The sequence below is a fragment of the Rhodovulum bhavnagarense genome (assembly GCF_004343505.1).
Lineage (GTDB): Bacteria > Pseudomonadota > Alphaproteobacteria > Rhodobacterales > Rhodobacteraceae > Rhodovulum > Rhodovulum bhavnagarense.
Genome location: NZ_SLXU01000017.1, coordinates 38253 through 61158, shown reverse-complemented (window position 1 = coordinate 61158; position 22906 = coordinate 38253). Strand labels below are relative to the sequence as shown.

Sequence of the window (22906 nt, the reverse complement as noted above, 5' to 3'; positions counted from 1 at the left end):
CCGGTCGACCAGCGTCATGATCTCTTTCGGGATCGATTTCGTCGCCGGAAGAAAGCGCGTCCCCAGACCCGCGACCGGAAAAATTGCCTTGGTGATCCTGGTTTTCAAAACATGCTCCATGAAAGTGATGATGGTGGGAAAGCAGGGCGTCGCCTTGCGCCAATTTTCGCGTCGCGACAGATGGCGCGGCCGCGCGAAGATGCATTAACGTCTTGCGTAGACATCCTCGTAGCGAATGATGTCGTCCTCGCCGAGATAGCTGCCCGTCTGCACCTCGATGAGGATCATTGGCAATTTGCCCGGGTTCTCCAGCCGGTGTACCTCCCCCAGCGGGACGTAGACGGACTGGTTCTCGGAGACCAATGTCACCGTCTCGCCGACGGTCACCCGGGCAGTGCCCTGCACCACGATCCAGTGCTCCGCCCGATGGTGGTGAGATTGCAGGGACAACGCGCCACCGGGATGCACAACGATCCGCTTGACCTGGAAGCGTGTCCCCACCGCCAGGCTTTCGAACCAGCCCCAGGGGCGATGATCGCGGGGAAATTCCGTGGCCTGTTTTGCCCCCTTTGCCTTGAGGGCCTTGACCGCCTCCTTCACCCGCTGAGCCTCGGATTTATGCGCCACCAGCACCGCGTCGCCCATCGCCACCGCGATCATGTCGCGCAGACCGATCCCGACGAGTTCCTGGCCCTCGCTTTCCGCGCGCAGCAACGTATCGCGGCAGCCGATCGCCGTGGCATTGTCCGAGCAGACATTGCCGGCCGCGTCAGGTCCCGCTTCCTGCCAGACCGCGTCCCAGCCGCCGAGATCCGACCAATGCCCGCGATAGGGCATGACCGCGAGGTTGTCGGCCTTTTCCATGATTGCATAATCGACCGATATATTGGGCAACGCCGCCCAAGGCTCGGGGGCAAGGCGCGTAAAGCCCATATCGGTCTGCGCCTCATCGACAGCGCGCTGCACCTCCTCGGCCAGCACATCGGCGTGAACGGCGAAGGCTTCCAGGATGGCGCGGGCCGAAAAGAGGAAGATGCCGGCATTCCACAGGGATCTCCCCTCCGCCAGCAGGGCCTGGGCGCTGTCGTGATCGGGCTTTTCGACAAAGCGCTCAAGGGGCTGTGGCCGGGATGCACCGGGATCGGCATCGGCCGCCAGCTTGAGATAACCATAGCCGGTCTCGGGCCGGGTAGGAGTGATTCCGAAGCTCACAAGCTGGCCCTCCCGTGCCGCCGGCAGGGCGGCCTGCACGGCGGCGCGAAAGGCCGCGGCATCGGGAATCACGTGATCGGACGGGGCAACCAGCATCACCGCCTCCGGATCCTTGCGGGCCATCCACAAGGCGGCCGCCAGGATCGCCGGTGCCGTGTTGCGCCCCTCTGGTTCGATCAGGATGGCCTGCGGCGCCTGCTCGATGGCGGCAAGCTGTTCGGTCACGATGAAACGGAAGGGCTCGCCGGTTACGACCAAAGGAGGGGCAAACCCCTCCCCGGCCAGCCGCCGCGCCGAACCCTGGAACAGGCTTTCCTCTCCGATCAGGCGTGCGAATTGCTTGGGATAGCTCTTGCGCGACAATGGCCACAGGCGCGTTCCCGAGCCGCCGCAAAGAAGAACCGGGTGAATCATCATCGACATCATTCCCTCGTCCGAATTGCGTCAGCCACGACGGACCGACGTATTTTCCAAAAACCACCGGTAGCTATCGCGGATCCCTTCGCGCAGGCCGATCTTCGCCCGCCAGCCCATCGTCTCCAGACGGGAGACATCCATCAGCTTGCGCGGGGTACCATCTGGCTTGTGCGGATCCGTCACGATCTTTCCACCGTAGCCCGTGATCTCTGCCACGAGATGGGCGAGTTCGAGGATCGAGATATCCTCGCCGGTGCCGACATTGATGTGGCTGCGCATCGGTTCGGTGTTGGCGGCATAGATCTCTCGGTCGAGATCCAGCACGAACAGCGCAGCCTCGGCCATGTCATCCACATGCAGGAATTCGCGCCGCGGCGTGCCGGTGCCCCAGATCGTGACCTCCCCTGCCCCGGACTGCGCGGCCTCGTGAAAACGACGGATCAGCGCTGGCAAGACGTGAGAATTTTCCGGATGGAAATTGTCGCCGGGACCGTAGAGGTTCGTGGGCATGACGGAGCGGTAATCCACCCCGTATTGCCGGTTGTAGCTTTCACACAGCTTGATCCCCGCGATCTTGGCAATGGCGTAAGGCTCGTTCGTGGGCTCCAGCACGCCGGTCAACAGCGCCTCCTCGACCATCGGCTGCGGCGCCATCCTGGGGTAGATACAGGAGGAGCCGAGAAACAGCAGCCGCCGCACCCCAGCGGCGAAGGCCTGGTGGATGACATTGGCCTCGATCATCAGGTTCTCGTAGATGAACTCGGCCGGATAGGTGTTGTTGGCGTGGATGCCGCCGACCTTGGCCGCTGCCAGGATCACCGCATCGGGTTCTTCTTCCTGCATGAAGCTGCGAACGGCCGCCTGATTGGTGAGATCGAGCTCGGCATGGGTGCGGGTGATGACAGCTGCGCCCTGATCCTGCAGGCGGCGCAAGATGGCGCCACCGACCATGCCGCGATGACCTGCAACATAGGTTTTCATCGGCTCACCCTTCCAGCGCAACTGGCAAAGCCAGCCCATTTTCCCTCAAAAACGCATGGCGCCGCGCGGCCTTCAGGTCCTCGGCGACCATCTCGGCGCACATCTCGCGGGCCGTGATCTGAGGTTCCCATCCAAGCTCGGCCTTCGCCTTGCCCGGATCCCCCAGGAGCGTTTCCACCTCGGCTGGACGGAAATAGCGCGGGTCGATGCGCACGATCACGGCGCCCGGCTGCAGCGCGGGGGCGTCATCGCCCTCGAGCGCGGTGACGGTACCGATTTCATCCACGCCCTCGCCGGAGAATTCCAGCGAGATGCCCATTTCCCGGGCCGACCAGATGATGAACTCGCGAACAGAGTACTGCTCGCCGGTGGCAATGACGAAATCCTGGGCATGCTCCTGTTGAAGCATCATCCACTGCATGCGCACGTAGTCCTTGGCATGGCCCCAGTCGCGCTTGGCGTCGATGTTGCCCATGTACAGGCACTCCTCCAGCCCTTGCGCGATGTTGGCCAGCCCGCGGGTGATCTTGCGCGTGACGAAGGTCTCGCCGCGCCGCGGGCTCTCGTGGTTGAACAGGATCCCGTTGCAGGCATACATCCCGTAGGCTTCGCGGTAATTTACCGTGATCCAGTAGGAATAGAGCTTGGCCACCGCGTAGGGGCTGCGCGGGTAGAAAGGCGTGGTTTCCTTCTGTGGGGTCTCCTGGACCAGCCCGTAAAGTTCCGATGTCGAGGCCTGATAGAAGCGCGTTTTCTGCTCCAGTCCGAGAAAACGGATCGCCTCCAGAAGCCGCAAGGTACCGATCGCGTCGACATCGGCGGTATATTCGGGGACCTCGAAGCTGACCGAGACATGGGATTGGGCGCCGAGATTATAGACCTCGTCCGGCTGCACCTCTTGCAAGATGCGGGTGAGGTTCGAGGTGTCGGTCAGGTCGCCATAATGCAGGTTGAGACGGGGATCCTCCACATGGGGATCCTGGTAGATATGATCGATCCGCTGGGTATTGAACAGCGAGGCCCGGCGCTTGATGCCATGCACCTCGTAGCCTTGTTCCAGAAGAAATTCTGTCAGGTAAGATCCGTCCTGGCCGGTGATGCCGGTGAGGAGTGCGCGTTTGGTCATGCCGTTTCGTCCTTTCGAAAGAATTGCTTGATTTTGCCGAAATTCCTGGCAGCCAGGGTGGCGACCCCGCCCTCCCGCTTGCCGTCTTTTGTGGGAAAACAGGAGATCCCCAGTCTGACATTCGGGATTTTTCCGCTGCCGATTTGGCCTGCAAAACGGGTGATATTCTCGACGCGGCCAGTTGCGCACCGATCGCGATCACCAAGAAGGCGCAGAGCATGTCTGCGGCCGTGCTGACCGGGAACTCTCCTACCTTGTGTTTCTGGAACGCATTCGATCCGCCGCCAAGGATGCATCCCGCTTTGCGCTGCGAGAGACCGAGGCTCTTGCGCGCCTTTCCGCATGCTGCCGATGACAAGACTGTGCTGAGGGATCAAGGCGGTGGCGACACGATGCGACACAGGGTTCAGTTCTGCGGCCCCTCTGGATGGGTCAGGAACCTTCCCCGGCATGCGCGGCAACGCATGAGCTATGCCAGAAGTCGGATATGTGTTATCAATGCGCATGGCAGACCCGCAGTAGGCACACATGAACAAGCGCGCAACCAACCTGACGATTGACCCAGTGCTTCTGGATGAGGCGCGGGCGTTGAACATCAACCTGTCCGCCACCTTCGAGGCCAGTCTGCGCGAGGCTGTGCGCAAAGAGAAGGCCTCGAAATGGTTGGAAGAAAATCGGGCGGCCTTGGAGGGATACAACGCCTGGATTGAGCAGAACGGCCTACCGCTCGAAAAATACCGGCAGTTCTGATGGCGCGGTTCAACGTGCATGACCTGCGCGGCGGCGGGCGGGTGATCAACCTTCAAAGCGATTTCCTGGATTGGGCCGACACGCGGGTCGTGGCCCCGCTGGATCAAGGCCCGCCTCCCGCGAAACACCTCAACCCGGTTTTTGCCCTGGATGATGGCCCATTCGTTCTGGTCGTGCAGTCCATGGCCGCTGTCCGCGCCTCGGCCCTTGGACCAGCGGTGGGCGATTTGTCGGACCATCAGGACGAGATCACCCGCGCGATTGATATGGTTTTTCAAGGGTATTGATCATGGCGCAAGAGACGGCCGTCCGTCGTTTCGACGTCAGCAAACAGCGCGACGCCGACGATTGGCTGAACCTGACCTTTCTGGCAGAGCCGCCGCGCAGCATCGTGCCCATACTCAGCCCCGCAGCTTGAGGCGTCGGGATGGCGCGGTGAAGCCGGGCGCTGCATGGGTTCATTGCCTGCAGGACACGGGACCGAGTTGGTGATCGTTGTCGCGAGTTGAGCGTGTTTTTTCCTGCGCGACTGGTCACGCTGCCTGGGGTCGAGAGACTGCGTTATCGGGCCTTTCCACATGTCCCCGCCGCGCTGACGCATTCCGCGTTGTGGGACACATAAACTCAGCTCTTTCCATCGATCCGGCGGCAGGGCCTTGTTTTGGCAATGCATTTCAGGCGACAGGCACAGTCGGAGTGCGCGTTTCCTGAATATTTTTCTCGCAACGTGCACCGCATTCCGGGATGTGCCTGGAATGCTCTGCCCGCAGCATGGTCTCGATCGGCGTCGGGGGCGTCCGCCCTTCGGCCCAGCTTTCGGATGGTGCGGGCTGATCGAAGCCGGGAACCTCGCCCGGGGCACCACCTCCGCCATCTCTGCCAGGACCTGCTCCCTCCGGGTCACCTTCTTCCTCATCGCGTCACGAAGACCGGGAATGGCGGGCTGCCTGGGCATCGACATCCCTCGGGTGCCCCATGTCCCACGACGCGGAATGCGTGATCGCCGCGCCTGGCCCCTTATAATAAACGTTGAAGCGTAAGCGGGGGGTCCCGACCGCCCTCTCTCACGCAGTTGCTCACCACGACTGCTTCCGGAGACGTGTTGCAAACGCGCTTGCACGTCAGTGTGTGTAGCATTACGTGTATCAAAGAAACGTTCGGAAACAAGGAAGAGAACGCCATGCCCTCACCGCTGAACATTCGTGACATCGGCGAGGCGCGAAAGGCCGCCCTCGAAGCGGAGGCAAAGGCGACAGGCGTCTCCATCTCTGAGATTGTCCGGAACTGGATCGACGCCGGGCTCTCGCGCTCTCGTGCCGAGCGCGAGCGCGCCGAGTGGATCGCCGCTGCAAAAGCAGGCCTCGCCGATGAAGCCCGGCATCTCGAACGGAACGGGCCCACCCTGGCGCGGTTCAGAAAAATTTAGGCGACATCACCATGACCCAGGGGCGTATCCATCGCCTGCGAAGCGGGAACGACCTCGTTTGCCGCATTCAGACCGATCTCGGCATTGAGACGCCGTATATTCTTTGTGCGCCGGTCCTCCCACGCTCCGAATGGGGGGCGCTGACGCCAAAGCTCCATATCGCCTTGCAACTGGATGGCAGGCCATACGTCGTGCTCATGTCGCAGATGATCGCCCTGCCCGCCGCTGAAATCGGCCCGGCCATTGGAGATGCATCGGCCTGGCGCGACGACATCGTGGCCGCCGTGGACCTTCTGGTATCGGGATTCTAACAGGGTCGTAACCCATCAATATTCTGGTGGCCGGTCTCGGGCCTACCGGGTCTCGCCCGCCCTCATGCGCGTCCAAACCGGGTCACCGCCTGCATCCCCTGGCGAACGTCAAGGTGTGACGTTCCGACCTGTCCCGGCGCGAAGGGCGGAACGGACTGCGTGATCGGGCCTTCGGAGATCTCGCGCTGATCGCCTTGCGATCGATGGGGCCAAGTGCGCCGCGAGCGTCACGGGCCCTTTCGCATGTGCCGCGAAAGGACAGGATCGCCACTCGGCGCGCGCCAGGATCCGGCGGCGACCAGGGGCTCAGCCGGGGTTTTCGACCGCGGCAACCCAAGAGGCCTGACGGACCGAAATTGTCATTCATAGGCATCATTTGGCCTCACCTCCCTTATTGAAAGACATTCATCGCCATGATCGGCGCAATCCTTGCGGTTATCTTGATCTCCGTTACACGCAAAAGTAGTGCGTGACGGATACCCTATTCCGGCCGGTCGGATCCTTGTTTCCTGGACCCTTCATGATCAGCGGAACGGATCATGATGCACGCGAAAGCGACATAGAGCTTGGTGCGACAGGATAGCCGGACCGTGAGGCGGCGCCCCACTGGCAACGGCCGGCCACGCGGCCCGACAGGAAAGATGGGATCGATCGGCTGCGGCCCCCCCCCCGGTGCGCGCCGGCGCTGGCCCTCAACGCGAGCGGGCATCCGCGCGGCCGAGGCTCTTGCGACCTGACGGCCCTTGATCGTCGAGGGACCACTTCGGGCCGCCGAAGCTGTCCTTATCCGTCCTCTCACTTGTCCCCGTCAGGACGGGACCTATCAGGGGCATGCTCGTCCATCCAGGCCACGAGAATCCGCCGGATCATTTCCGGGCGGGTTGGTGGATCATCCTGCGCGCGTCGCACCGAATCAAGAGCCTGTAGCAAGTCTTCAGGCAGTCGAACGAGCACGGGCTCCGAGGTTCCCGATCGCGATTTTTTTCTACTCACCATGCCATCCAGTATTGATTTCGCAATATCAAGATACCAGATTAGTCGAGCCGAAGCAAGGATTGCGGCCTTGCTCCGGCTCTTGCCAAAGCGATCTAAAAGGGAGATCACCATGACCAATGCCACACCTATCACCTCGGCTTGCGGTGATGAAGGGCTGACCATTCCCACGCCTGTCCAGTCCGCCTTTCTCCGCCTGCTGCATGCGCTCGACCGCTGCATCGCAGCCGAACGTCAACTTCTCGAAACTGACGCTGGTGACTTCGATAGTGCCCGTACGGCTTGCGAAATGGCCGGTGAGACGCTCAGCATGCATTTCGGCGAACTGCTGGCGATGCCTGAGAGCGGCCCTTCCGACAAATCGCTGCGCCGGTTGGCGTTCGTGATGAATAGCCTCCTGTCTATCGAGAACAACGCAGACCGGGCTTATTTCGCGGCGGCCTTGCTCGACCATGCCCCGCTTTTTGATCCCGGGGCGTCCTGCACGACCGGCCCGATGCTGCGTGGTCTCCATCTGGCTTGCCTGACGCAGACCGCGCTCCTGGTGGACCTTCGGGATCCGGCCTCCGAGGTTGGCTACCCCGAGTTGACGCCCTGAGAGGACAGACCGATGCGGCCGCTTAACACCGATGCGCCTGACTGGCGCTCTGAATTCCAGCGCCTCGAGGGTGCCTATGCGCCCTCCACCATGCGCAGCTATCGTGCGGATATCGAGGCGTACGAAACCTGGTGCGCCGAACAGGGACTTCTGCCCTTCCCGGCAGAGGTGGAGACCATTTGCGACTTCCTCGAGGACGAGGGGCAGAGCATGGCCCCCTCGACGGTGCGCCGGCGCCTCTCAGCGATCCGCAAGGTGCATCGCCTTTTGCGCCTGCCCGACCCCACCCGTGACGAGGAGATCAACCTCTCCCTCCGCCGCGTGCGGCGGCGCAAAGCCGTCCGCCCGAAACAGGCGAAGGGCCTCACCCGCCCCTATCTCGACCGCTTTCTCGAGATCCAACCCAACACGCCCCGCGGCCTTCGCAACCGGGCCATGTTGTCCCTTGGCTACGAACTCCTCACCCGCCGCTCCGAACTGGTGGCGCTGAGAACCGAAGATCTCGAGGAACGCGCCGATGGCACGTTCCGGGTCCTCATCCGGCGGAGCAAGGCGGATCCCTTCGGCGAAGGCCGCATCGCCTTTACATCCCATCGGACCGCGGATCTTCTCCAGGCGTGGCTCGATCTGCGGGGCCCCGACATTCCTTGGCTGTTCTGCCCTGTCTACCAAGGCAAGCCCGTCAACCGGGATCTCAGCACAACGACCGTCAAGCGCCTGGTCAAGCAGGCGGCGAAACAAGCCGGACTGGACCCGGAGGAGATCGACGGGTTCAGCGGTCACTCGATGCGGGTCGGCGCGGCGCAAGACCTGCTCCAGCGTGGCTTTGACACGGCGGCCATCATGCGTGCTGGCGGGTGGAAATCGGTCAATGTGCTGGCCCGATATCTCGAGCAGGCCGAGCATAACGTGTGGGCATAAGAGCACCACAGTTTTGCAGCATTTCCGTTCGAGGGGAGCGGCTTCGGCAGCCCGCAGGACGCATTACGCCCAGGCTTTGTGCCGTCTTGGGCTATCGGATCTTTTCTGACCGGCCAGCCCACGATACGATAGCGCTGTTCTTGAGCACCTCGCGCGGGTGGGTGAATCGCCATCTCCGTTCCGCCCGGTTCGCACTTCGAGAAGAGCGATCATTCTTCACGCTCACTCATGACACGTAATAGGAGCGATACCAGCTCACGAAGCGGCTCACCCCCTCGCGAAAGTCGGTTGCGGGGCGATAACCGGTCAGATTTTGCAAAAGCGCGGCATTGGCCCAGGTGGCGGGCACATCCCCCGTCTGCATCCCCATGTAATTCCTGAGGGCAGGCTTTCCCAACTCCTCCTCGATCGCCTCGATGAAATCGAGGAGCCGAATGCGTTGCGAATTGCCGATATTGACGATGCGAAACGGCGCAACCGGGCTGAGGCTGTCGCCCTCGACCGCTGTTTCCGCCCCACCGGGAACCGCGTCGATCAACAGGCGGATGGCGCGGACCAGGTCGGTGACATAGGTAAAGTCGCGCCACATCTCGCCATTGTTGTAGATGTCGATGGGCGTGCCCTCCAGGATGCCCTTCGTGAATTTGAACAGGGCCATGTCCGGTCGGCCCCAGGGGCCGTAGACAGTGAAAAAGCGGAACATCGTAATGGGGATGTCGTGGATATGCGCCCAGGAATGCGCCATGGCCTCATTGGCCTTCTTGGTGGCAGCGTAGATCGTGAGTTGCGTATCCGCCTTTTCCGTTTCGACGAAAGGCATCTGCTCATTGGCCCCGTAGACCGACGAGGTCGATGCCATGAGAAGATGTGATACCTCCGCGCGGCGCGCCGCCTCCATCACGTTGAAGGTGCCGACCACATTCGCGTCAATATAGGCGCGCGGGTTTTCGAGGCTGTAACGGACCCCGGCCTGGGCTGCGAGGTGCACGATGACATCCGGGGCCGCGGCCATCACGGCGGCGCTGAGCGCATCCTCGTCTTCCAGCATGGCCTCATGCGACGAGAAGGCAGGAGACTGGTGCAACAGGGCGTGCCGACGTTGCTTGAGCGCCACGTCGTAATAGGAGGTCATGCCGTCATAGCCGACAACCTCCCAACCCTCTTTCAACAGAAGGTCGGCAAGGTGAAACCCGATGAACCCGGCCGTGCCGGTGATAAAGGCGCGTCTCATTCTGCGGCAGCTCCATTGGTACAGGTGCCGGCTATCGCCGCGTAGCCCTTGACAAGGCTGGCGCCTTTCATGTCGATCTTCATTCACTTTTCCTCATGGTTTCGGCATGGAATGCTGCGCTGAAAGGACAACGCCATCCGCGCGCAGGCGGTGGGCCTTCACGTCCAGAACGACGCCAGCTCTTTCGGGGGTGTCGGCAAGCCTGGAAACGCTGCCCAGGCCAGCCGGCTTCTGGGAAACAGGATCACCCAGATCGTTATGAAAATGATCAGGAAATAGGACCGGATAGAGCGGTTATTGAGATACCAGCGCTCGACCTCGCCCTTGTATGGCATGATGATCTTTTCATAAAGCGCCTGCGGGTCCTCCGCCCTCTCGAGCATCTTCTCCTCCCCCCGAAACAGGATCGGACCGACGCCGGACAGGCCCGGGCGCATCTTCTTGAGATCATCCTGGATTGCCTGAGGGTAGAGCGCAAAGATCCGCGGGGTCTGCGGGCGCGGACCGGCGATGCTCATCTCCCCCTTCCAGACATTGAAAAGCTGTGGCAACTCGTTGATCTTCGTCTTGCGCAAGATCCGCCCCACCGGAAGAACGCGAGGGTCGTTGTGCAATGTCAGATCGCCCGTACCCATGTTCGGACTGTTTTTCAGCATGGTCGCGAACTTGAGAAGGTCGAAGATACGCCCGTCCTTCCCGACCCGCGGCTGGCGGTAGAACACTTCACCTTCGCCGGTAAACCGCAGAACCGGGATCACGATCAGCCAAAGCGGCAAAACGAGCAAAATGAAGACAGTGGACAGCAGCAGATCTGCCATTCGCGTCATGTCAAGCTTGCGCATGGGTCACATCCGATCATCGAGGAATTTGCCGGTTTCGGCGTGCGAAAATTCCGGCAGCATGCCGGTGAAGAGCGTGACAAGCTCCTCGCGCGACCAGGTCCCACGCGCTTTCATGGTCACGATCTGGTCGAGAAATCCCTCAAGCTGGTCGCTCGAATAGGCCAGCTTGCTATGGATCACCCCGATACTCTGAAACCGGTCCAGATCGACATCCTCATGCGCCATGAAGAATTCTTCGAAGGGCTTCTCGCCGGTGGTGTCGCTATCGAAGAAATAGCAGGGCCAACGTCCCTCGGCGATGTGGCCCAGCGGATCGGCGCGCGCCTCTTCTTCGGTGGCGCAATGATATGGCTCGTAGCCCAATGACCTGAGAAACCGCTCGGCAATCTCGGCAAAGCTGATCAGGTCGAGCTGATCGTTCAGCTTGGGAAAGAAGATGTCGCGGTTTTCCCCAAGCAGGCAGGACATCAGGCAAAGCTCTCCCGATTCCTGCGGCGTGACGAAATAGCGCCGCACATCGCGCGGGGCCGAGATCGGCTGGCGCTTGATGAAACGCTGATTGAACCCGTGCAGCAGGGATCCGTCGGAGAAGGCGACATTCGCGAAACGCGCGGTCGAGATCGGCAGGGTCTCGCTTTCGCGCATCAGGAACATCTCCATGATCCGCTTGCTCGCCCCCATCATGTTGACCGGATTGGCGGCCTTGTCGGTAGAGACGCAGAAATACTTGGCCGCGCCATGGGACCGGGCGAGCGCCAGTGTCTCGATCGTGTTCAGGATGTTGACATCGACCATCCGCATCAGAGTAAACGAGTCCTTTTCGCTGCGGACATGCTTGAGGGCCGACAGGTTCAGGACGTAATCATACCCCCTCGCCCAGTCCATCAGCGCCCGGAACTCGACCGATCCGCAGTCGATGGCGAAGGTCCGGAAATCGCCATCGATATAGCCCAGCGTGCTGCGCAAATCGCGCACCAGCTCGACCATGTTGTTTTCGCTGATATCGACCACATGGAGCACACGGGGAGTACGCTTGAATATCTCGCGCGTCACCGCCTGCCCGATCGAGCCGGCACCGCCTATGACGAGGAACCGGCTGGCGGAAACGCGTGCCGCAATGTCGGCCTCGACGCGGGTGAGATCGGATTGGAACAGGGGCTCATCGCGTCCGATGAGGTCAAGGGCATTCATTGGGCCAGCTTTCATTATGGGAAATTGGATGGCGAGAAGAACCAAGCGCGCGCGGCGCGCCCTCGTCACAAACGCGCGTCTACCGATGCGACCGGGAGGACGTACTTGACGTCGAACAGATAGCCATCCGGTTTCATCCAGGCTCGCAGCCTGTCAGCACCGCCATCGACGAAACACTTGTGCGCCACGGCCAGGACGACGGCATCATAGCTCGCGGGCTCCGGATGCGACACGAGGACGAGCCCGTATTCCCGCTTTGCCTCCGCCGCATCCACTTCGGGATCGTGAATTTCGACGCTCACCCCATATTCAGAAAGTGCATCGACGATATCGACGACGCGCGTGTTGCGCAGATCCGGTGTGTTCTCCTTGAAGGCAAGGCCAAGGATCAGCACACGGCTCTGGGGCAGGCACATGCCGCGACGGATCATGCCCTTGGCCACCCGGTCCGCGACATGGGCGCCCATGCCGTCATTCAACCGCCGGCCGGCCAGGATCATCTCGGGGTGGTGGCCTACCTCCTGCGCCTTGTGTGTCAGGTAATAGGGATCTACGCCTATGCAGTGACCACCAACCAGCCCTGGGCGGAAGGGCAGGAAATTCCACTTGGTCCCTGCGGCCCTGAGAACAGCTTCTGTATCAAGCCCCAAGCGCTCGAAAACGATAGCAAGCTCATTGACGAGTGCGATGTTCACGTCGCGCTGCGTATTCTCGATCACCTTGGCGGCCTCGGCCACCGCAATGCTTTCGGCCTTGTGTGTGCCCGCCTTGATGATCCGGGCATAAAGCGCGTCAACGAAATCCGCCGCCTCAGGTGTGGAGCCGCTGGTCACCTTGACGATATCGGCGACGCGGTGCTCCCTGTCGCCGGGATTGATCCGTTCCGGGCTGTAGCCTCCGAAGAAATCCTCGTTGTATTTCAGGCCAGAGACCCGCTCTATGACCGGAATACAGTCCTCTTCGGTCGCCCCGGGATAGACGGTCGATTCAAAAACCACCACCGATCCGGGCCGAATGATCCGCCCAACCGTTTCGCTCGCCGAGAGCAGCGGGCGCAAATTCGGGCGCCGATGTGCATCGATGGGGGTCGGCACGGTCACGATGAATGTATTGCACCCGTCAAGCGATGCGAGGTCATCGGTAAAGCGTAGCCCGGATGCCACCGCCTCGGCGAGTTCTGCATCGGTGAGCTCCCGCGTCCGGTCACGCCCGGCCTCGAGTTCCTTGATCCGCGTGGGATCGATGTCGAAACCGACCACCGGATAGGCAGGGGCAAAGGCCGCCGCCAAGGGCAGCCCGACATAACCCAGACCGATGATGGCAATGCGAGGATCTTCGGGAAGACAGGTCATTTGAGTCTCGGCGTTGAGGGGACATTGATCAGACGCTCGAACAACCACTTCGTGTTCGAGAGATCGTCGGTTTGGCAGTCGCGGTAGGGCGGTAGCGTGTTGAGAGGATCCCATAGGGGGCGTGTCATGACGCCGCGCGCATTGGTCCACTCCAAGACGGCATCGCGCGTCTCGATCGAGTCCACCAAGAACGCGTTGAACCAGAAATTGGAGCGTGCCCCCGCCGGTTCGCGGACCGATGGCAGGTCATGTTCCTCGAACCAGTCGGTATAGACGGCGGCAATCGCACGTTTGCTTTCCAGGAAGGCCGGCAGACGATCGAGTTGCACGAGGCCAAGCGCTGCATTCAGTCCGGGCAGTCGGTAATTGTAGCCGACGGCATCGTGCTCATAGCGCCACGGGTGGTTGCGCTTGGCGACCGCGGCCAGGTGCCTGATCCGGGCCGCAATCGCGGCATCATCGGTTATCACCGCGCCGCCTTGACCCGTCGAGATGATCTTGTTGCCGTTGAAGCTCAGGATACCGCATTGCCCAACGCGCCCCGCATGCAGCCCGTCCCGAAAGCTCCCGAGCGCCTCTGCCGCGTCCTCAACCAAGGCAAGGCCCCAGCGCTCACAGATCTGGGACATCCGCGCCATGTCGCCGGGATGGCCGTTCGTATGCATCGGCAAACACGCGCGGATTGGACGACCGGTTTGCCGGTTGATAACGCCGCCGCCCTTCTCGCGAAGGGCATGTTCCTCCAGGAACAGTTCGACGCTGTCGACCGACAACCCCAAGCCGTTACGATCCACGTCAAGAAACACCGGCTCTGCCCCGCAATAGCGAATGGCATTGCCGGTCGCGACAAAGGTCAGGGCCTGAGTGATAACCTCATCACCCGGCTGCACTCCGCCCCCAAGAAGCGCGAGATGCAATGCCGCCGTGCCGTTCACCGTCGCCACGACATGGCGGGCCCCGGTAATCTCGGCGAGTTTCTCCTCGAAGGCGGCAACCTGTGGGCCGACTGTCGAGATCATGCCGCTCCTCACAGCCTCGGCCACGGCCTGCGCCTCCGCCTCTCCGAGCGTGGGAACATGCAGAGGGATGAACTCGTCCGTCTCGTAGAGAAACCGGACAAAGCCAATGAGAGCCTCGGCCAAGGCCTCCGGCGGCCGAGCATTTTCAAGCATCGGATAACCTTCCTGTCTGTCTTTGGGGGGCATGCGATAAGATGCCTGTCGCGCCATGTGCTGACAGGACGTCATGGGGTATCGTGGGAAAACGGAGACGATAGGGCTTCAGCGACGCGCAGGGGCGGTCGGACCGAGGTGTCAGCCCCCGTCGGGACATGGGCACCGTGTCAGGCGATCACACCTTGCCGAGGAGGCGATAGAACCAATAACCGAGATATTCGTGAATGACTGCCGTGCTGGCACCGAGGGCACCAACACTCGGCAGGTACCACCGTGGCCCCTTGACGGGGTCAGGGCCGACCGAGAAGTCTGTTGCCACCGGCACGACATCGAAGCCCGCCCGGCGGAACACCGCTTCGGAGCGCCGCATATGTGTCGCCGACGTGACCAGCAGCAACCGCTCAAGACCGCGCTCCCGCAAGATCGGCTCCAGATAATCGGTATGATCGCGCGTGGTGCGCGAGGCGGTATCGAGAACGATCGCGGATGGCGGCACCCCCAAATCGGCCAGGAAAATCGCGCCCGCCTCGGCCTCGGTCAGCTTGTCGGGGCGGTTCGGGGTTCCGCCCCCTGTCAGAACGATACGATCCGCGCGCCCGGCATGGTAGAGCCGCGCCCCGTGCCAGTAGCGATCAATCGATCCGCTGGCATTGGGGTAGGGCCAGGCCTCGTTCGTGCTGAACGCGCCACCCAGAACGACAATCGCGTCGGCCTCGGGCGCCTGCTCCACCCGCAGGTTGGGATAATGCGCCTCAAGTCCGATCCGCAACCGTTCCGACGTCACCGGCATGGACCAGGCCCAAAGCCAGACCAGGGCCAGGGCCCCCAGGGCGAAAGCCCACACCCTGTCGCCACGCGCCCCGGCCAGAAGAGCCACAAGCCCGAGAAAAACTGTTATGCCGAGCGGGTAGACCAGAAGGGAAAAAAGCTTTGTTATGTCGTACATGCGGACTGCTCACTCGTGTTGATGCATTGACGCATATTCAATTTTTCCACAAATTCTCCCAACCAAGACCTTTGAAACACGGTCCGGTAGTCGCCTCGGAAAACTTTATATCATTGTGCGCACCGTTCCATTCCATAACGACGGGCTGTTCGTTTTCGTCGATTGCAATATCCCAACCAACGCATCTAGCGAACGGAACTTTACCTTGAAGGTCAAGCACCAGGCGCGAGCAGGCTGCAAAATTTGGGATTGTCACTCCTGAGAACTTAACTTCCGTGTCAGGATGCGACGAGATTTTCTTCCAATCGACGGTATATCCGCCGTCTTGCAACTGCCCTGTCTCTTTGCAAACCGGAACCCTAATATGACTGGCGCTGCGCACATGGCTGTCTTTTCCGGTCCCAAAGCGCAAATACGCGGCCCGCAAGCTGGAGGCGCCGCTATCATCGATCGCGGTCGTCAGTCGAAGGGTGGCCACGGACAAAGGATGAAACGACTTCAAAGAAGTATGCTGCTCGATATACTTCTGAAAAACTCCACCGCCAAACTGGCCCACATTTAAACCATCTGAACTGTTGAAAATTCTGACACCCCGACCTTGCATGCTTTTGTCTGACTTGAAAACAAATCCCCCCCCCAATTATGCGATGCACCTCTGCATCGCTTAATGATCTGAAATCAGTATTGAAAATCAGCCCATTTGCGCAATATAAAATGTCAGCAAAATCTCGCGCGTCAAATAGCTTGCTCTGCAATAAGTTCAGCTCAGAGATATCTCCATATGCGCCCTTAAGCTTCGGGACAACGACCTCCCCATAATAGTCATCTGGGATCCAACCCTCCTTGAACCGCCCGGATATCATGCAATAAACATATAGCCACTCCGCATACCGCTTCCTTCCGAGAACTTCCTTCGCATATTCATCACAAATTTTTCTTAATTTTGTATCCAAACTTTGCTGCAGTGTGTTTTCGATCTTACGGTAGGGCCTACTTGCCGGACCACTAAGACGATACTTTATGTCTTTTTTTATCGAAATCGGAATATTTTTTTTTAGCCTGGCGAACATATCCACTTCCCCTGTCTTCTTTTTTATCGCCGCCAATCTTCGGTCAATTCTCGGCGATCTGCCCTCACCACGTCTACGAGTCCGTCGGACGAGAAGAATTCCACGTCTGAATATTTTTCGATGATGCTTTGCAGCAATTCGCGAAGAGCCTTCAAATTCTCATCCCTGTTCTTCTCGTCAACAAAACCACAGAAATTGATGCGGTGAATGGAAATGATTGCGGGCTTTCCCATGCGGAACGCCGCGCGGATATCGCGCAGGCATTGATCGACGACATCCATACGCGGCGCCTGGCTCAGAGAAGGCTCAAAGAACGCGTTTCGCGTAAGGTAGGTCTGTCCCAGAGAGTTGCGCCCGCCGAGTCTGCGTTGAACAGAGTGGGTCGTGCCATCGACCTGCTGCGCCTTCATCACGCGCAGGCCTTGATACCCCTCGATGCCCGCTTCGCGAACAGCCTTGTCGAAATCACTGCTCCAGACGTAATTCGTGGGGATGAAGGTTCTGGAACGAAAACCGAAAAGCTGTTCGAACAGGTCCAGCCCTTCGAGGGTTGCGGCCAAGACTGCCGCCTTTTCATCCCTCGACCGGAAGCGGGTGGTCTCCACATAAAGGTTCGGGCCACGCTTCGGTCCTTTCGGGATGCAGCCCGGCATTCTGTTGTCGAAAGCAAATTTCATGTCGGGATTTCCGTCCCGCAGGGCCGACATGAACATCGCGACATTCAGATGCTCACGACCGTGGAACTGGGGCATAAGGACACCTGTCCGCTGACCTTCCTGCCAAAGCGACCAGCAACGGTGGTGTTTAGGGTAGCGCTGGAAGGTCTCGGTGATCAGCTCGTATTGGTAGGTTTGGAAATCTGTCTCTTTGATGGCTTCGAAATCTGGATTTCCGACGATGACATTCGCGGTAATCATGGGATGTCGTCCCTCGGCATCCCGAAAGGACGACAAAACGTCGAACAGCAGTTCCAAGTCATCTTCGCTGAGCAACGAGTCATATCGCTCATACCATGTTCGATCGACGGGATATCCCGCTTTCAGGCACCGTTCATAGACCTGTCGCGAGGGCATGCGGATGCTGCCCCAATCATCGCTTTCGATCACGAGGATCTTGCGCCGTGTGCGCCAGCCGCCGAGGTTGCGGTAATAGGGTGCCGCGTATCTTTTAAGGGTCGGGAACGTCATGAAGAAGAAGGGGTTGGCTGCATGCTGCTCGCACTGACAGCCGAGCTGCGCAAATCGCCCCGGCGATGCTCAATCTGCTCGAGAAGAGCCTCCACCATCCATCCCTGGGGATTGAAGGCGCCCGGATGCCAAGTCAGGTCCGGTGTCCAGTATCCGGAGCACGGATCGTAGACTTCCTTGACGAAACCGTAGCTGATTTCGACCAACAAGGGGATCTTCGCGGCATCGAAAACGAAATCATATGCGGCGCAGCTTGCACCGAGCCGGTCCGTGACATCGAAAGCGATCCGAACGCAGCGTTCGTCGAACTCATCACGACCATAGGCGAAATCACCGCTTCCCGACGCGCGAAAGTCGCCTTCCCGGACAAAGCGCTTGAGGCCAAAGGCCTTTCCATTGATCACGATGATCCGCGTGTCCGAGGGATTATCAGGCATGAACTCCTGGAAATACGCATAGCCGCGCTCTCGTCCGAGCACGCGGGCGAAGGCCGGCGGATGGACGAGACGGGCAACGCCCTTCGCAACCTCCACCGGGCTTGCCTTGCCCAACCGGACGCGGCGCCAGCGTTCCTTCAGACTGCCCCAGGCGTCGTAATTCGGAAAACCGCGGCCGAAGGCCTGCCGCACAAGTCGGCGCGCCTCTTCCCGGTTGCGCACGAGGCGCACATTCGCCGAGCCCGCCCCACCCCGAAGCTTGAATACCTTGGGAAAGTCGATCTTCTCGACCCAGTCGAGGGCACTCTGCCGGTCAAGAAAGACCCAGCTCGGCACCAGGGGGGCGTTGATCGCCTCGAACAGATATTTCTGCGCGACCTTATCATCGAAATGCCACCCCGTTCGCCAGTCTGGAAAGACCGGCACGCCAGCATGTTCCAACGCCGAGAGCACGGCCTTGGCCGCGATGAGGTCGCGCGGGTTTCCCTGGCTGTGATGCCACATCAGGCCGTCGCAATCGGCGAGTTGCGCGATGATGTCCGAAGCGTGACAGTTAACGGATTTGAAAGGAATGGCGTGCTCTTGGCAATAGGCTCTCCACCGCGGGTGGAAGCCATTAGGGCTGTCGTGGATCGCGATTTTCATGGTACTCTCAGGCGCGCCATCAGCGCACCATCCCCTCCGTCATCGGGCGTGTGGAGCCTCGGGCTCGCGCGAATTTAGTGAAATAGTCGAGCGCCTTTGCCATGAATGGCAAGGCTCTCTTCGTCACTGAAGAAGCTGTCGAGCTTGATCTTCCCAACTCGAAGATACGTCCTTCAGCTCGCAGTCTTTTCACGCTTGAACTCGACGAGTAGATAGTCGTTGGGCAATTCCTTAACAATCGTGAAAGCCGGGTTTCTTGCGTGGGCGCGCATCACGAACGAATTCTGCCTTGAAACTGTTGTCAGGCAGCGGAACTTCGAGCGCCAAGCGGTGTTGTAGAGAATCCTATTCATCACACCGCCAAGTCCCTTGCCTTCGTGGAACTCATCAATCAGACGCCCGACAAAGCACCGTTGGTTCCAGAAGCACCGAAGAAAGAAGTATCCGACTAACGTCCTGTCATGGAACACGCCGAACATGAGAAAGGACGGGTTCCTAAAAACGCGATGCAGACTGTCGGAATCGAACCCATGGGGCCTGAAATATTCGACCCGGTCGTCCGGCTGGCGATTGAGCAATTGTCCGAGACATTCGAGGTCGCCTTCACGGAGTGCGCGAAATTCATAGCCATCACGCTTGAACTCAGAAAAACACAGAGCAGCATTCCGCGCTAGTCGATCCCCGTGAAGCACGCGAAAAAGAAAGGCATTCAGCCAATCAATGATCCGCCAAATGGCCGGGAATTCATGCTTGATGAACAGAAGGAACGCGGTCATGCGCACTCCTCCAGCATATGCTTGAGCCCCTGCCCTATGGGAAGCTGCCAAACCAGCTTGCACCAATCGTGATTGCCCTCGATGAGCCCCGGCCCATCCGGTGTGATCACGATATCCCAGCCGATTGAACGGTTCTGCGGATGAAGCGCAGCCGCCTCGCGCACGAGAGCCAGGGCCTCGGGCCAATATGGGATTTGAAAACCCTCGATCGGAACGCCCGTGACGGGGTGCACCGGTTCGGGCGTCTTGGTGATGTCGGAATAGACACCGGGGCCGCACACCCTGCCGGTGACCTCGTCGACCGGTGCGGCCAGGTTGCCGGCCGCCATATTGTCAACCGAGGAATTGACCGAAATTCGAAGCCGGCATCCCAGGATCCGGCAACGGCCGCTGGAATCAAGGCAGGTGAATATTCTCACGGTATTCACAGCGGAGGGCGAGAGCGCCTGTAAATCGGGATGTTGACGGATACTTTCCTCGACCAGGTCAAAGCCCCGCGCGCGCATCCAGTCCGGCAGGTTTTCAGCTTTCAATTTCGCACTGGCCGCGAAAACAAGCCCGATGCCGCAATTCCCTCGTGCCGGCTTGAATACAAGCTCGGCATGCCGTTCCAACATCCGCGCGGCAAGGGTCCGATCCGCCTCCATCTCCGGAAGCGTGACGACCTCATGACGAAAAAACCGTCGATAGGCGTCGTGGAACTTTCTCTTGTCGTCAAGAATTGATCGTTCCCCCGGTGGGTTCGCGCGGCGCTGGAATTCGTACATGGTCCCGGTCCCCGCCCAGCGGCTCTTTTCCACCTTGTCAGCGCCGAAAAAGCCGAACTGATACACCTCCAGGGGCGAGACATTGTAACGAAGCGAATTCACAACCATTGCCACGACCTGGCGCGAGGGCGATATGCCATTCCTTGCCTCGACATGCCGCATGAAACGGCGCAACAAGTCCCAATTCATGCGACGAAGATAGTAGGCCAGATAGAGCAGACGCTTCATGGTGCCTCGTGACCTTTCCCAAGCATTGTTTGCGCCAGGTCATCTGCGCCGATGAAACGCACGTCGGGCCAGGTCGCAACGATCCGGTGTAGGAGTTCTTCAAGTGCGCGAAGGCCCTTGCGCCGGTTTTCCGGGTCGATATGGCCCGCGAAATTCACCCGATGCGACGAAACCACGGCGGGTTTGCGCCAGCGAAAGGCCTGCTCGATCTGGCGCAGGGCATGTCCGATGGGGTCGGAATAGCTGCCCTGCCCCGGCTCGAAGCTGACGGTCCGCACGATGCAACCAGGTTGCCACTTTTGCGGGGCTGTCGGAAAGCTGAGACGCGGCAGGCGCGGGAATCGACCGTGCGCAGGTCTCTGAATGAAAGGCCGGTCCAGGGTCAGGATCCCCATCGGCCGCAGGTCGTTGACCAAGGCGCGCGGCAGCTTTTGTGCCGGTGGCGTGAACGTTTTCGACGTAAAGCCGAAAACCGATTCAAAAAGCTTCACTCCGTCGCGCAATATCTCTCTCTGCCGGTCCAACTGGTTCGGGTTGTCTCCCCCGAAAGCATGCGTGAAGCCCACGCCAGGCATCTCTTCTACCCCGCTCAGCCCGGCCATGCTTTCAAGGGCCAGGTTGGCCTCCAGATCGGCATGCCCCTGGGCCAGCTTGGTCTCGATCAGCGCCACGTTGACATGTTCGCGCCCATGAAACTGTGGCCGGAATATCCCCGCCCTTTCGCCGTCTCTCCAGAGCGACCACGCGCCCTCGTAGGCCGCAGGCGCCTGGGCGGCACAACGTGCAAAGGTCGTCGGCAGAGGCTCATAGGAATATACCCGCTCAGCCCGGATTCGTTCGAAATCCGGATTGGCGGAGAGAGCATAGGCCGTCATCACGGCGGGCTCACCCGCGCAATCGCGCACCCCCTCCAGGACTTCGAAAAGCGCCTCTAGATCCTCGCGTGTCTCGAGGGCGTCGAAACAATCCATATACCCGCCGAACCCGGTGATCCGTGCCTCCAGTTCCGCGCGCGCCCTGGCGCTGGCAAGCCGCACATTTCCGTAATCATCCACATTGAGGACCAGGAGTTTTTCATCACTGGACCAGCCCCGCGCATGACGCAGGTTGTCAACGATCAGCCGTGCAATTGACATCAAGACCCCTTGAGAAGGCGGGTATAGGTGGCGATAACAGCGTCCGCGGCGCGCGTTCCACCCCATCGCGCCTCTGCGTCGGCGATGGCGGTCTGGCGCAGGCTGGCAATCTCCTCGGGATGCTTCGCGGACCAGAGAATGGCCTCGGCAAATGCCGTATCGGTCGGTGGAACCAAAAGCCCGGTCTTCGGCCGGACGACCTCGTTGACCGGGGGAATATCCGGAGCAATCGGCACGACACCGAGGAACATGGCTTCGGCAAATGCCATGCCGAAACCTTCACGTCGTGTTGGCAGCGCAAAGAGATCGAAAGACTTGTAAAGCTCGACAAGCTCTCGATCAGACAGCCAGTCCTCCACCAGGAAGAACCGCTCTGTTAGCCCGCATTCTGCGATCATCTCTTCGAGCTGTGCCTTCGCCGGCCCGCGGCCGCGAACAAGGAAACGGACCTGCGGCGCGTCCTCCACCACCTGCGCTGCGGCTCGAACAAGCGTATCAACGCCCTTATGCGCCTCCAGCCGGGTCACCGAGCCGACCAGAAAGTTGTCCTCCCTGATGCCGAGTTTCGCAAACAGCGCCACGTCATCCCGCGCGGGGCGCGAGATGACCGCACCGCTCCGGATCGATTTGCTCAGGTCATGTCCGACATTGACGACCTTCGTCGCATCAAACCCAAGGCGTTGAGCCGCCTCCGAAACGGCATCGCTGACAACGAACGTGCAATCGCTGCGATTGGCGAACCATCGCTCCAGCGCGGCAGCTTGCCGCCGTCTGCGCGGCGATAACTGCTCTTCCCGTGCGTAAAGATCGTCCTGATGGTGCACGACGCAAGGAACGCCAGCCAACCAGGCCGCAAGCCGCCCCACGATCCCCATAACGGAGGCGCGCGTGTGAACGACCGAGGGTCGCAGGCGGCGCAGAATACGCCAGAACCGATAGGTATTCGCGACGATGTTCCAGGGACGGATATTATTTTCAAGCGGCAGCGTGAGGGGTGTGCCCCCCATCGCGGCGAGTTCAGTCTTGTCAGCGGGGCGCCCGTAAATGGGACGGGACGAGGCCACGAAGTAAAGCTCGGCGCCCTCTTCGTTCAGTCGATCCGCCATTACGCGACCGAACGCTGTCAGCATGTTGGCACTGGTCGCCGCATGGACGATCCGCACACCCTGCATTGTCTTTTCTGGATGA

23 protein-coding genes and 1 pseudogene are annotated in these 22906 nt (G+C 60.3%); 7 read left to right on the top strand and 17 right to left on the bottom strand.

What is annotated here, in order from left to right; genetic code table 11:
• The 4 genes and pseudogenes from EV663_RS15890 to gmd form a co-directional block, all read right to left on the bottom strand.
• Positions 1-108 (bottom strand): annotated as a pseudogene (locus EV663_RS15890) (UTP--glucose-1-phosphate uridylyltransferase); the annotation flags it as partial.
• A 96-nt stretch (positions 109-204) separates the two neighbouring features.
• On the bottom strand, positions 205-1626 hold the full coding sequence (locus EV663_RS13585; protein WP_132952775.1) for a mannose-1-phosphate guanylyltransferase/mannose-6-phosphate isomerase: 1422 nt from the start codon (positions 1624-1626) through the stop codon (positions 205-207).
• 30 nt (positions 1627-1656) lie between these two features.
• Entirely contained in the window at positions 1657-2610 is a 954-nt protein-coding gene (gene fcl, locus EV663_RS13580; protein WP_132952761.1) for a GDP-L-fucose synthase, read from the bottom strand.
• Between the two features lie 4 nt (positions 2611-2614).
• Complete coding sequence (gmd, locus tag EV663_RS13575) at positions 2615-3736, bottom strand: GDP-mannose 4,6-dehydratase (RefSeq protein WP_132952759.1); 1122 nt, start codon at positions 3734-3736, stop codon at positions 2615-2617.
• Between the two features lie 528 nt (positions 3737-4264).
• Here gmd and EV663_RS13570 point away from each other — a divergent pair.
• The 7 genes from EV663_RS13570 to EV663_RS13540 all read left to right on the top strand — a co-directional run bounded on the left by EV663_RS13570 (position 4265) and on the right by EV663_RS13540 (position 8735).
• Entirely contained in the window at positions 4265-4486 is a 222-nt protein-coding gene (locus EV663_RS13570) for a type II toxin-antitoxin system CcdA family antitoxin (RefSeq protein ID WP_132952757.1), read from the top strand.
• Positions 4486-4773, top strand: coding sequence for a CcdB family protein (locus EV663_RS13565; RefSeq protein WP_132952755.1), 288 nt, complete (start codon positions 4486-4488; stop codon positions 4771-4773). The genes EV663_RS13570 and EV663_RS13565 overlap by 1 nt, the downstream gene beginning before the upstream one ends.
• A 2-nt stretch (positions 4774-4775) precedes the next feature.
• The gene (locus EV663_RS15990; protein ID WP_279432546.1) at positions 4776-4904 is read left to right on the top strand and encodes a hypothetical protein; all 129 of its coding nucleotides are present in this window, start codon (positions 4776-4778) and stop codon (positions 4902-4904) included.
• Positions 4905-5666: 762 nt separating this feature from the next.
• Positions 5667-5912, top strand: a complete 246-nt coding sequence (locus EV663_RS13560; protein ID WP_132605751.1) for a type II toxin-antitoxin system CcdA family antitoxin — start codon at positions 5667-5669, stop codon at positions 5910-5912.
• Positions 5913-5923: 11 nt separating this feature from the next.
• Positions 5924-6223, top strand: coding sequence for a CcdB family protein (locus EV663_RS13555; protein ID WP_132952753.1), 300 nt, complete (start codon positions 5924-5926; stop codon positions 6221-6223).
• Between the two features lie 1105 nt (positions 6224-7328).
• A complete protein-coding gene (locus EV663_RS13545; protein ID WP_132952751.1) occupies positions 7329-7814 on the top strand; it encodes a hypothetical protein in 486 nt (161 codons plus the stop codon).
• 12 nt (positions 7815-7826) lie between these two features.
• Positions 7827-8735 carry a tyrosine-type recombinase/integrase gene (locus EV663_RS13540; RefSeq protein ID WP_132952749.1) on the top strand — a complete coding sequence of 303 codons (909 nt, stop codon included), beginning with the start codon at positions 7827-7829 and terminating at the stop codon, positions 8733-8735.
• A 226-nt stretch (positions 8736-8961) separates the two neighbouring features.
• Here the strand turns inward: EV663_RS13540 and EV663_RS13535 are convergent, their stop codons facing one another.
• The 13 genes from EV663_RS13535 to EV663_RS13475 all read right to left on the bottom strand — a co-directional run bounded on the left by EV663_RS13535 (position 8962) and on the right by EV663_RS13475 (position 22890).
• Positions 8962-9966, bottom strand: coding sequence for an SDR family NAD(P)-dependent oxidoreductase (locus EV663_RS13535; RefSeq protein WP_132952747.1), 1005 nt, complete (start codon positions 9964-9966; stop codon positions 8962-8964).
• Positions 9967-10124: 158 nt separating this feature from the next.
• Positions 10125-10808 (bottom strand): sugar transferase, encoded by a 684-nt coding sequence (locus EV663_RS13530; protein ID WP_243697967.1) that lies wholly within the window; start codon positions 10806-10808, stop codon positions 10125-10127.
• A gap of 3 nt (positions 10809-10811) precedes the next feature.
• The gene (locus EV663_RS13525) at positions 10812-11999 is read right to left on the bottom strand and encodes a UDP-N-acetylglucosamine 4,6-dehydratase (protein WP_132952745.1); all 1188 of its coding nucleotides are present in this window, start codon (positions 11997-11999) and stop codon (positions 10812-10814) included.
• Positions 12000-12064: 65 nt separating this feature from the next.
• Positions 12065-13351 carry a nucleotide sugar dehydrogenase gene (locus EV663_RS13520; protein WP_132952743.1) on the bottom strand — a complete coding sequence of 429 codons (1287 nt, stop codon included), beginning with the start codon at positions 13349-13351 and terminating at the stop codon, positions 12065-12067.
• Positions 13348-14523, bottom strand: coding sequence for a LegC family aminotransferase (locus EV663_RS13515; protein WP_207904436.1), 1176 nt, complete (start codon positions 14521-14523; stop codon positions 13348-13350). Before EV663_RS13515 ends, EV663_RS13520 begins: the two co-directional genes overlap by 4 nt.
• 178 nt (positions 14524-14701) lie before the next feature.
• Positions 14702-15472, bottom strand: a complete 771-nt coding sequence (locus tag EV663_RS13510) for a YdcF family protein (protein WP_132952741.1) — start codon at positions 15470-15472, stop codon at positions 14702-14704.
• 37 nt (positions 15473-15509) lie between these two features.
• A complete protein-coding gene (locus EV663_RS13505; protein ID WP_132952740.1) occupies positions 15510-16076 on the bottom strand; it encodes a sugar-transfer associated ATP-grasp domain-containing protein in 567 nt (188 codons plus the stop codon).
• A 489-nt stretch (positions 16077-16565) separates the two neighbouring features.
• Entirely contained in the window at positions 16566-17729 is a 1164-nt protein-coding gene (locus tag EV663_RS13500) for a translin family protein (protein WP_132952738.1), read from the bottom strand.
• Complete coding sequence (locus tag EV663_RS13495) at positions 17726-18811, bottom strand: ATP-grasp domain-containing protein (protein ID WP_207904435.1); 1086 nt, start codon at positions 18809-18811, stop codon at positions 17726-17728. Before EV663_RS13495 ends, EV663_RS13500 begins: the two co-directional genes overlap by 4 nt.
• A gap of 173 nt (positions 18812-18984) precedes the next feature.
• Positions 18985-19587 carry a hypothetical protein gene (locus EV663_RS13490; protein WP_132952736.1) on the bottom strand — a complete coding sequence of 201 codons (603 nt, stop codon included), beginning with the start codon at positions 19585-19587 and terminating at the stop codon, positions 18985-18987.
• Positions 19584-20582 carry a sugar-transfer associated ATP-grasp domain-containing protein gene (locus EV663_RS13485; RefSeq protein WP_132952734.1) on the bottom strand — a complete coding sequence of 333 codons (999 nt, stop codon included), beginning with the start codon at positions 20580-20582 and terminating at the stop codon, positions 19584-19586. The genes EV663_RS13490 and EV663_RS13485 overlap by 4 nt, the downstream gene beginning before the upstream one ends.
• The gene (locus EV663_RS13480; RefSeq protein WP_132952732.1) at positions 20579-21718 is read right to left on the bottom strand and encodes a hypothetical protein; all 1140 of its coding nucleotides are present in this window, start codon (positions 21716-21718) and stop codon (positions 20579-20581) included. Before EV663_RS13480 ends, EV663_RS13485 begins: the two co-directional genes overlap by 4 nt.
• The gene (locus EV663_RS13475; RefSeq protein WP_165910201.1) at positions 21718-22890 is read right to left on the bottom strand and encodes a glycosyltransferase; all 1173 of its coding nucleotides are present in this window, start codon (positions 22888-22890) and stop codon (positions 21718-21720) included. Before EV663_RS13475 ends, EV663_RS13480 begins: the two co-directional genes overlap by 1 nt.
• Positions 22891-22906: the final 16 nt, after the last annotated feature.

What these genes read in the sequence shown, in the direction of transcription:
- EV663_RS13585 (WP_132952775.1), bottom strand. Translation starts at nt 1,626, where the DNA reads ATGATTCACCCGGTTCTTCTTTGCGGCGGCTCGGGAACGCGCCTGTGG.
- fcl (WP_132952761.1), bottom strand. Translation starts at nt 2,610, where the DNA reads ATGAAAACCTATGTTGCAGGTCATCGCGGCATGGTCGGTGGCGCCATC.
- gmd (WP_132952759.1), bottom strand. Translation starts at nt 3,736, where the DNA reads ATGACCAAACGCGCACTCCTCACCGGCATCACCGGCCAGGACGGATCT.
- EV663_RS13570 (WP_132952757.1), top strand. Translation starts at nt 4,265, where the DNA reads ATGAACAAGCGCGCAACCAACCTGACGATTGACCCAGTGCTTCTGGAT.
- EV663_RS13565 (WP_132952755.1), top strand. Translation starts at nt 4,486, where the DNA reads ATGGCGCGGTTCAACGTGCATGACCTGCGCGGCGGCGGGCGGGTGATC.
- EV663_RS15990 (WP_279432546.1), top strand. Translation starts at nt 4,776, where the DNA reads ATGGCGCAAGAGACGGCCGTCCGTCGTTTCGACGTCAGCAAACAGCGC.
- EV663_RS13560 (WP_132605751.1), top strand. Translation starts at nt 5,667, where the DNA reads ATGCCCTCACCGCTGAACATTCGTGACATCGGCGAGGCGCGAAAGGCC.
- EV663_RS13555 (WP_132952753.1), top strand. Translation starts at nt 5,924, where the DNA reads ATGACCCAGGGGCGTATCCATCGCCTGCGAAGCGGGAACGACCTCGTT.
- EV663_RS13545 (WP_132952751.1), top strand. Translation starts at nt 7,329, where the DNA reads ATGACCAATGCCACACCTATCACCTCGGCTTGCGGTGATGAAGGGCTG.
- EV663_RS13540 (WP_132952749.1), top strand. Translation starts at nt 7,827, where the DNA reads ATGCGGCCGCTTAACACCGATGCGCCTGACTGGCGCTCTGAATTCCAG.
- EV663_RS13535 (WP_132952747.1), bottom strand. Translation starts at nt 9,966, where the DNA reads ATGAGACGCGCCTTTATCACCGGCACGGCCGGGTTCATCGGGTTTCAC.
- EV663_RS13530 (WP_243697967.1), bottom strand. Translation starts at nt 10,808, where the DNA reads ATGCGCAAGCTTGACATGACGCGAATGGCAGATCTGCTGCTGTCCACT.
- EV663_RS13525 (WP_132952745.1), bottom strand. Translation starts at nt 11,999, where the DNA reads ATGAATGCCCTTGACCTCATCGGACGCGATGAGCCCCTGTTCCAATCC.
- EV663_RS13520 (WP_132952743.1), bottom strand. Translation starts at nt 13,351, where the DNA reads ATGACCTGTCTTCCCGAAGATCCTCGCATTGCCATCATCGGTCTGGGT.
- EV663_RS13515 (WP_207904436.1), bottom strand. Translation starts at nt 14,523, where the DNA reads ATGCTTGAAAATGCTCGGCCGCCGGAGGCCTTGGCCGAGGCTCTCATT.
- EV663_RS13510 (WP_132952741.1), bottom strand. Translation starts at nt 15,472, where the DNA reads ATGTACGACATAACAAAGCTTTTTTCCCTTCTGGTCTACCCGCTCGGC.
- EV663_RS13505 (WP_132952740.1), bottom strand. Translation starts at nt 16,076, where the DNA reads ATGCAAGGTCGGGGTGTCAGAATTTTCAACAGTTCAGATGGTTTAAAT.
- EV663_RS13500 (WP_132952738.1), bottom strand. Translation starts at nt 17,729, where the DNA reads ATGACGTTCCCGACCCTTAAAAGATACGCGGCACCCTATTACCGCAAC.
- EV663_RS13495 (WP_207904435.1), bottom strand. Translation starts at nt 18,811, where the DNA reads ATGAAAATCGCGATCCACGACAGCCCTAATGGCTTCCACCCGCGGTGG.
- EV663_RS13490 (WP_132952736.1), bottom strand. Translation starts at nt 19,587, where the DNA reads ATGACCGCGTTCCTTCTGTTCATCAAGCATGAATTCCCGGCCATTTGG.
- EV663_RS13485 (WP_132952734.1), bottom strand. Translation starts at nt 20,582, where the DNA reads ATGAAGCGTCTGCTCTATCTGGCCTACTATCTTCGTCGCATGAATTGG.
- EV663_RS13480 (WP_132952732.1), bottom strand. Translation starts at nt 21,718, where the DNA reads ATGTCAATTGCACGGCTGATCGTTGACAACCTGCGTCATGCGCGGGGC.
- EV663_RS13475 (WP_165910201.1), bottom strand. Translation starts at nt 22,890, where the DNA reads ATGCAGGGTGTGCGGATCGTCCATGCGGCGACCAGTGCCAACATGCTG.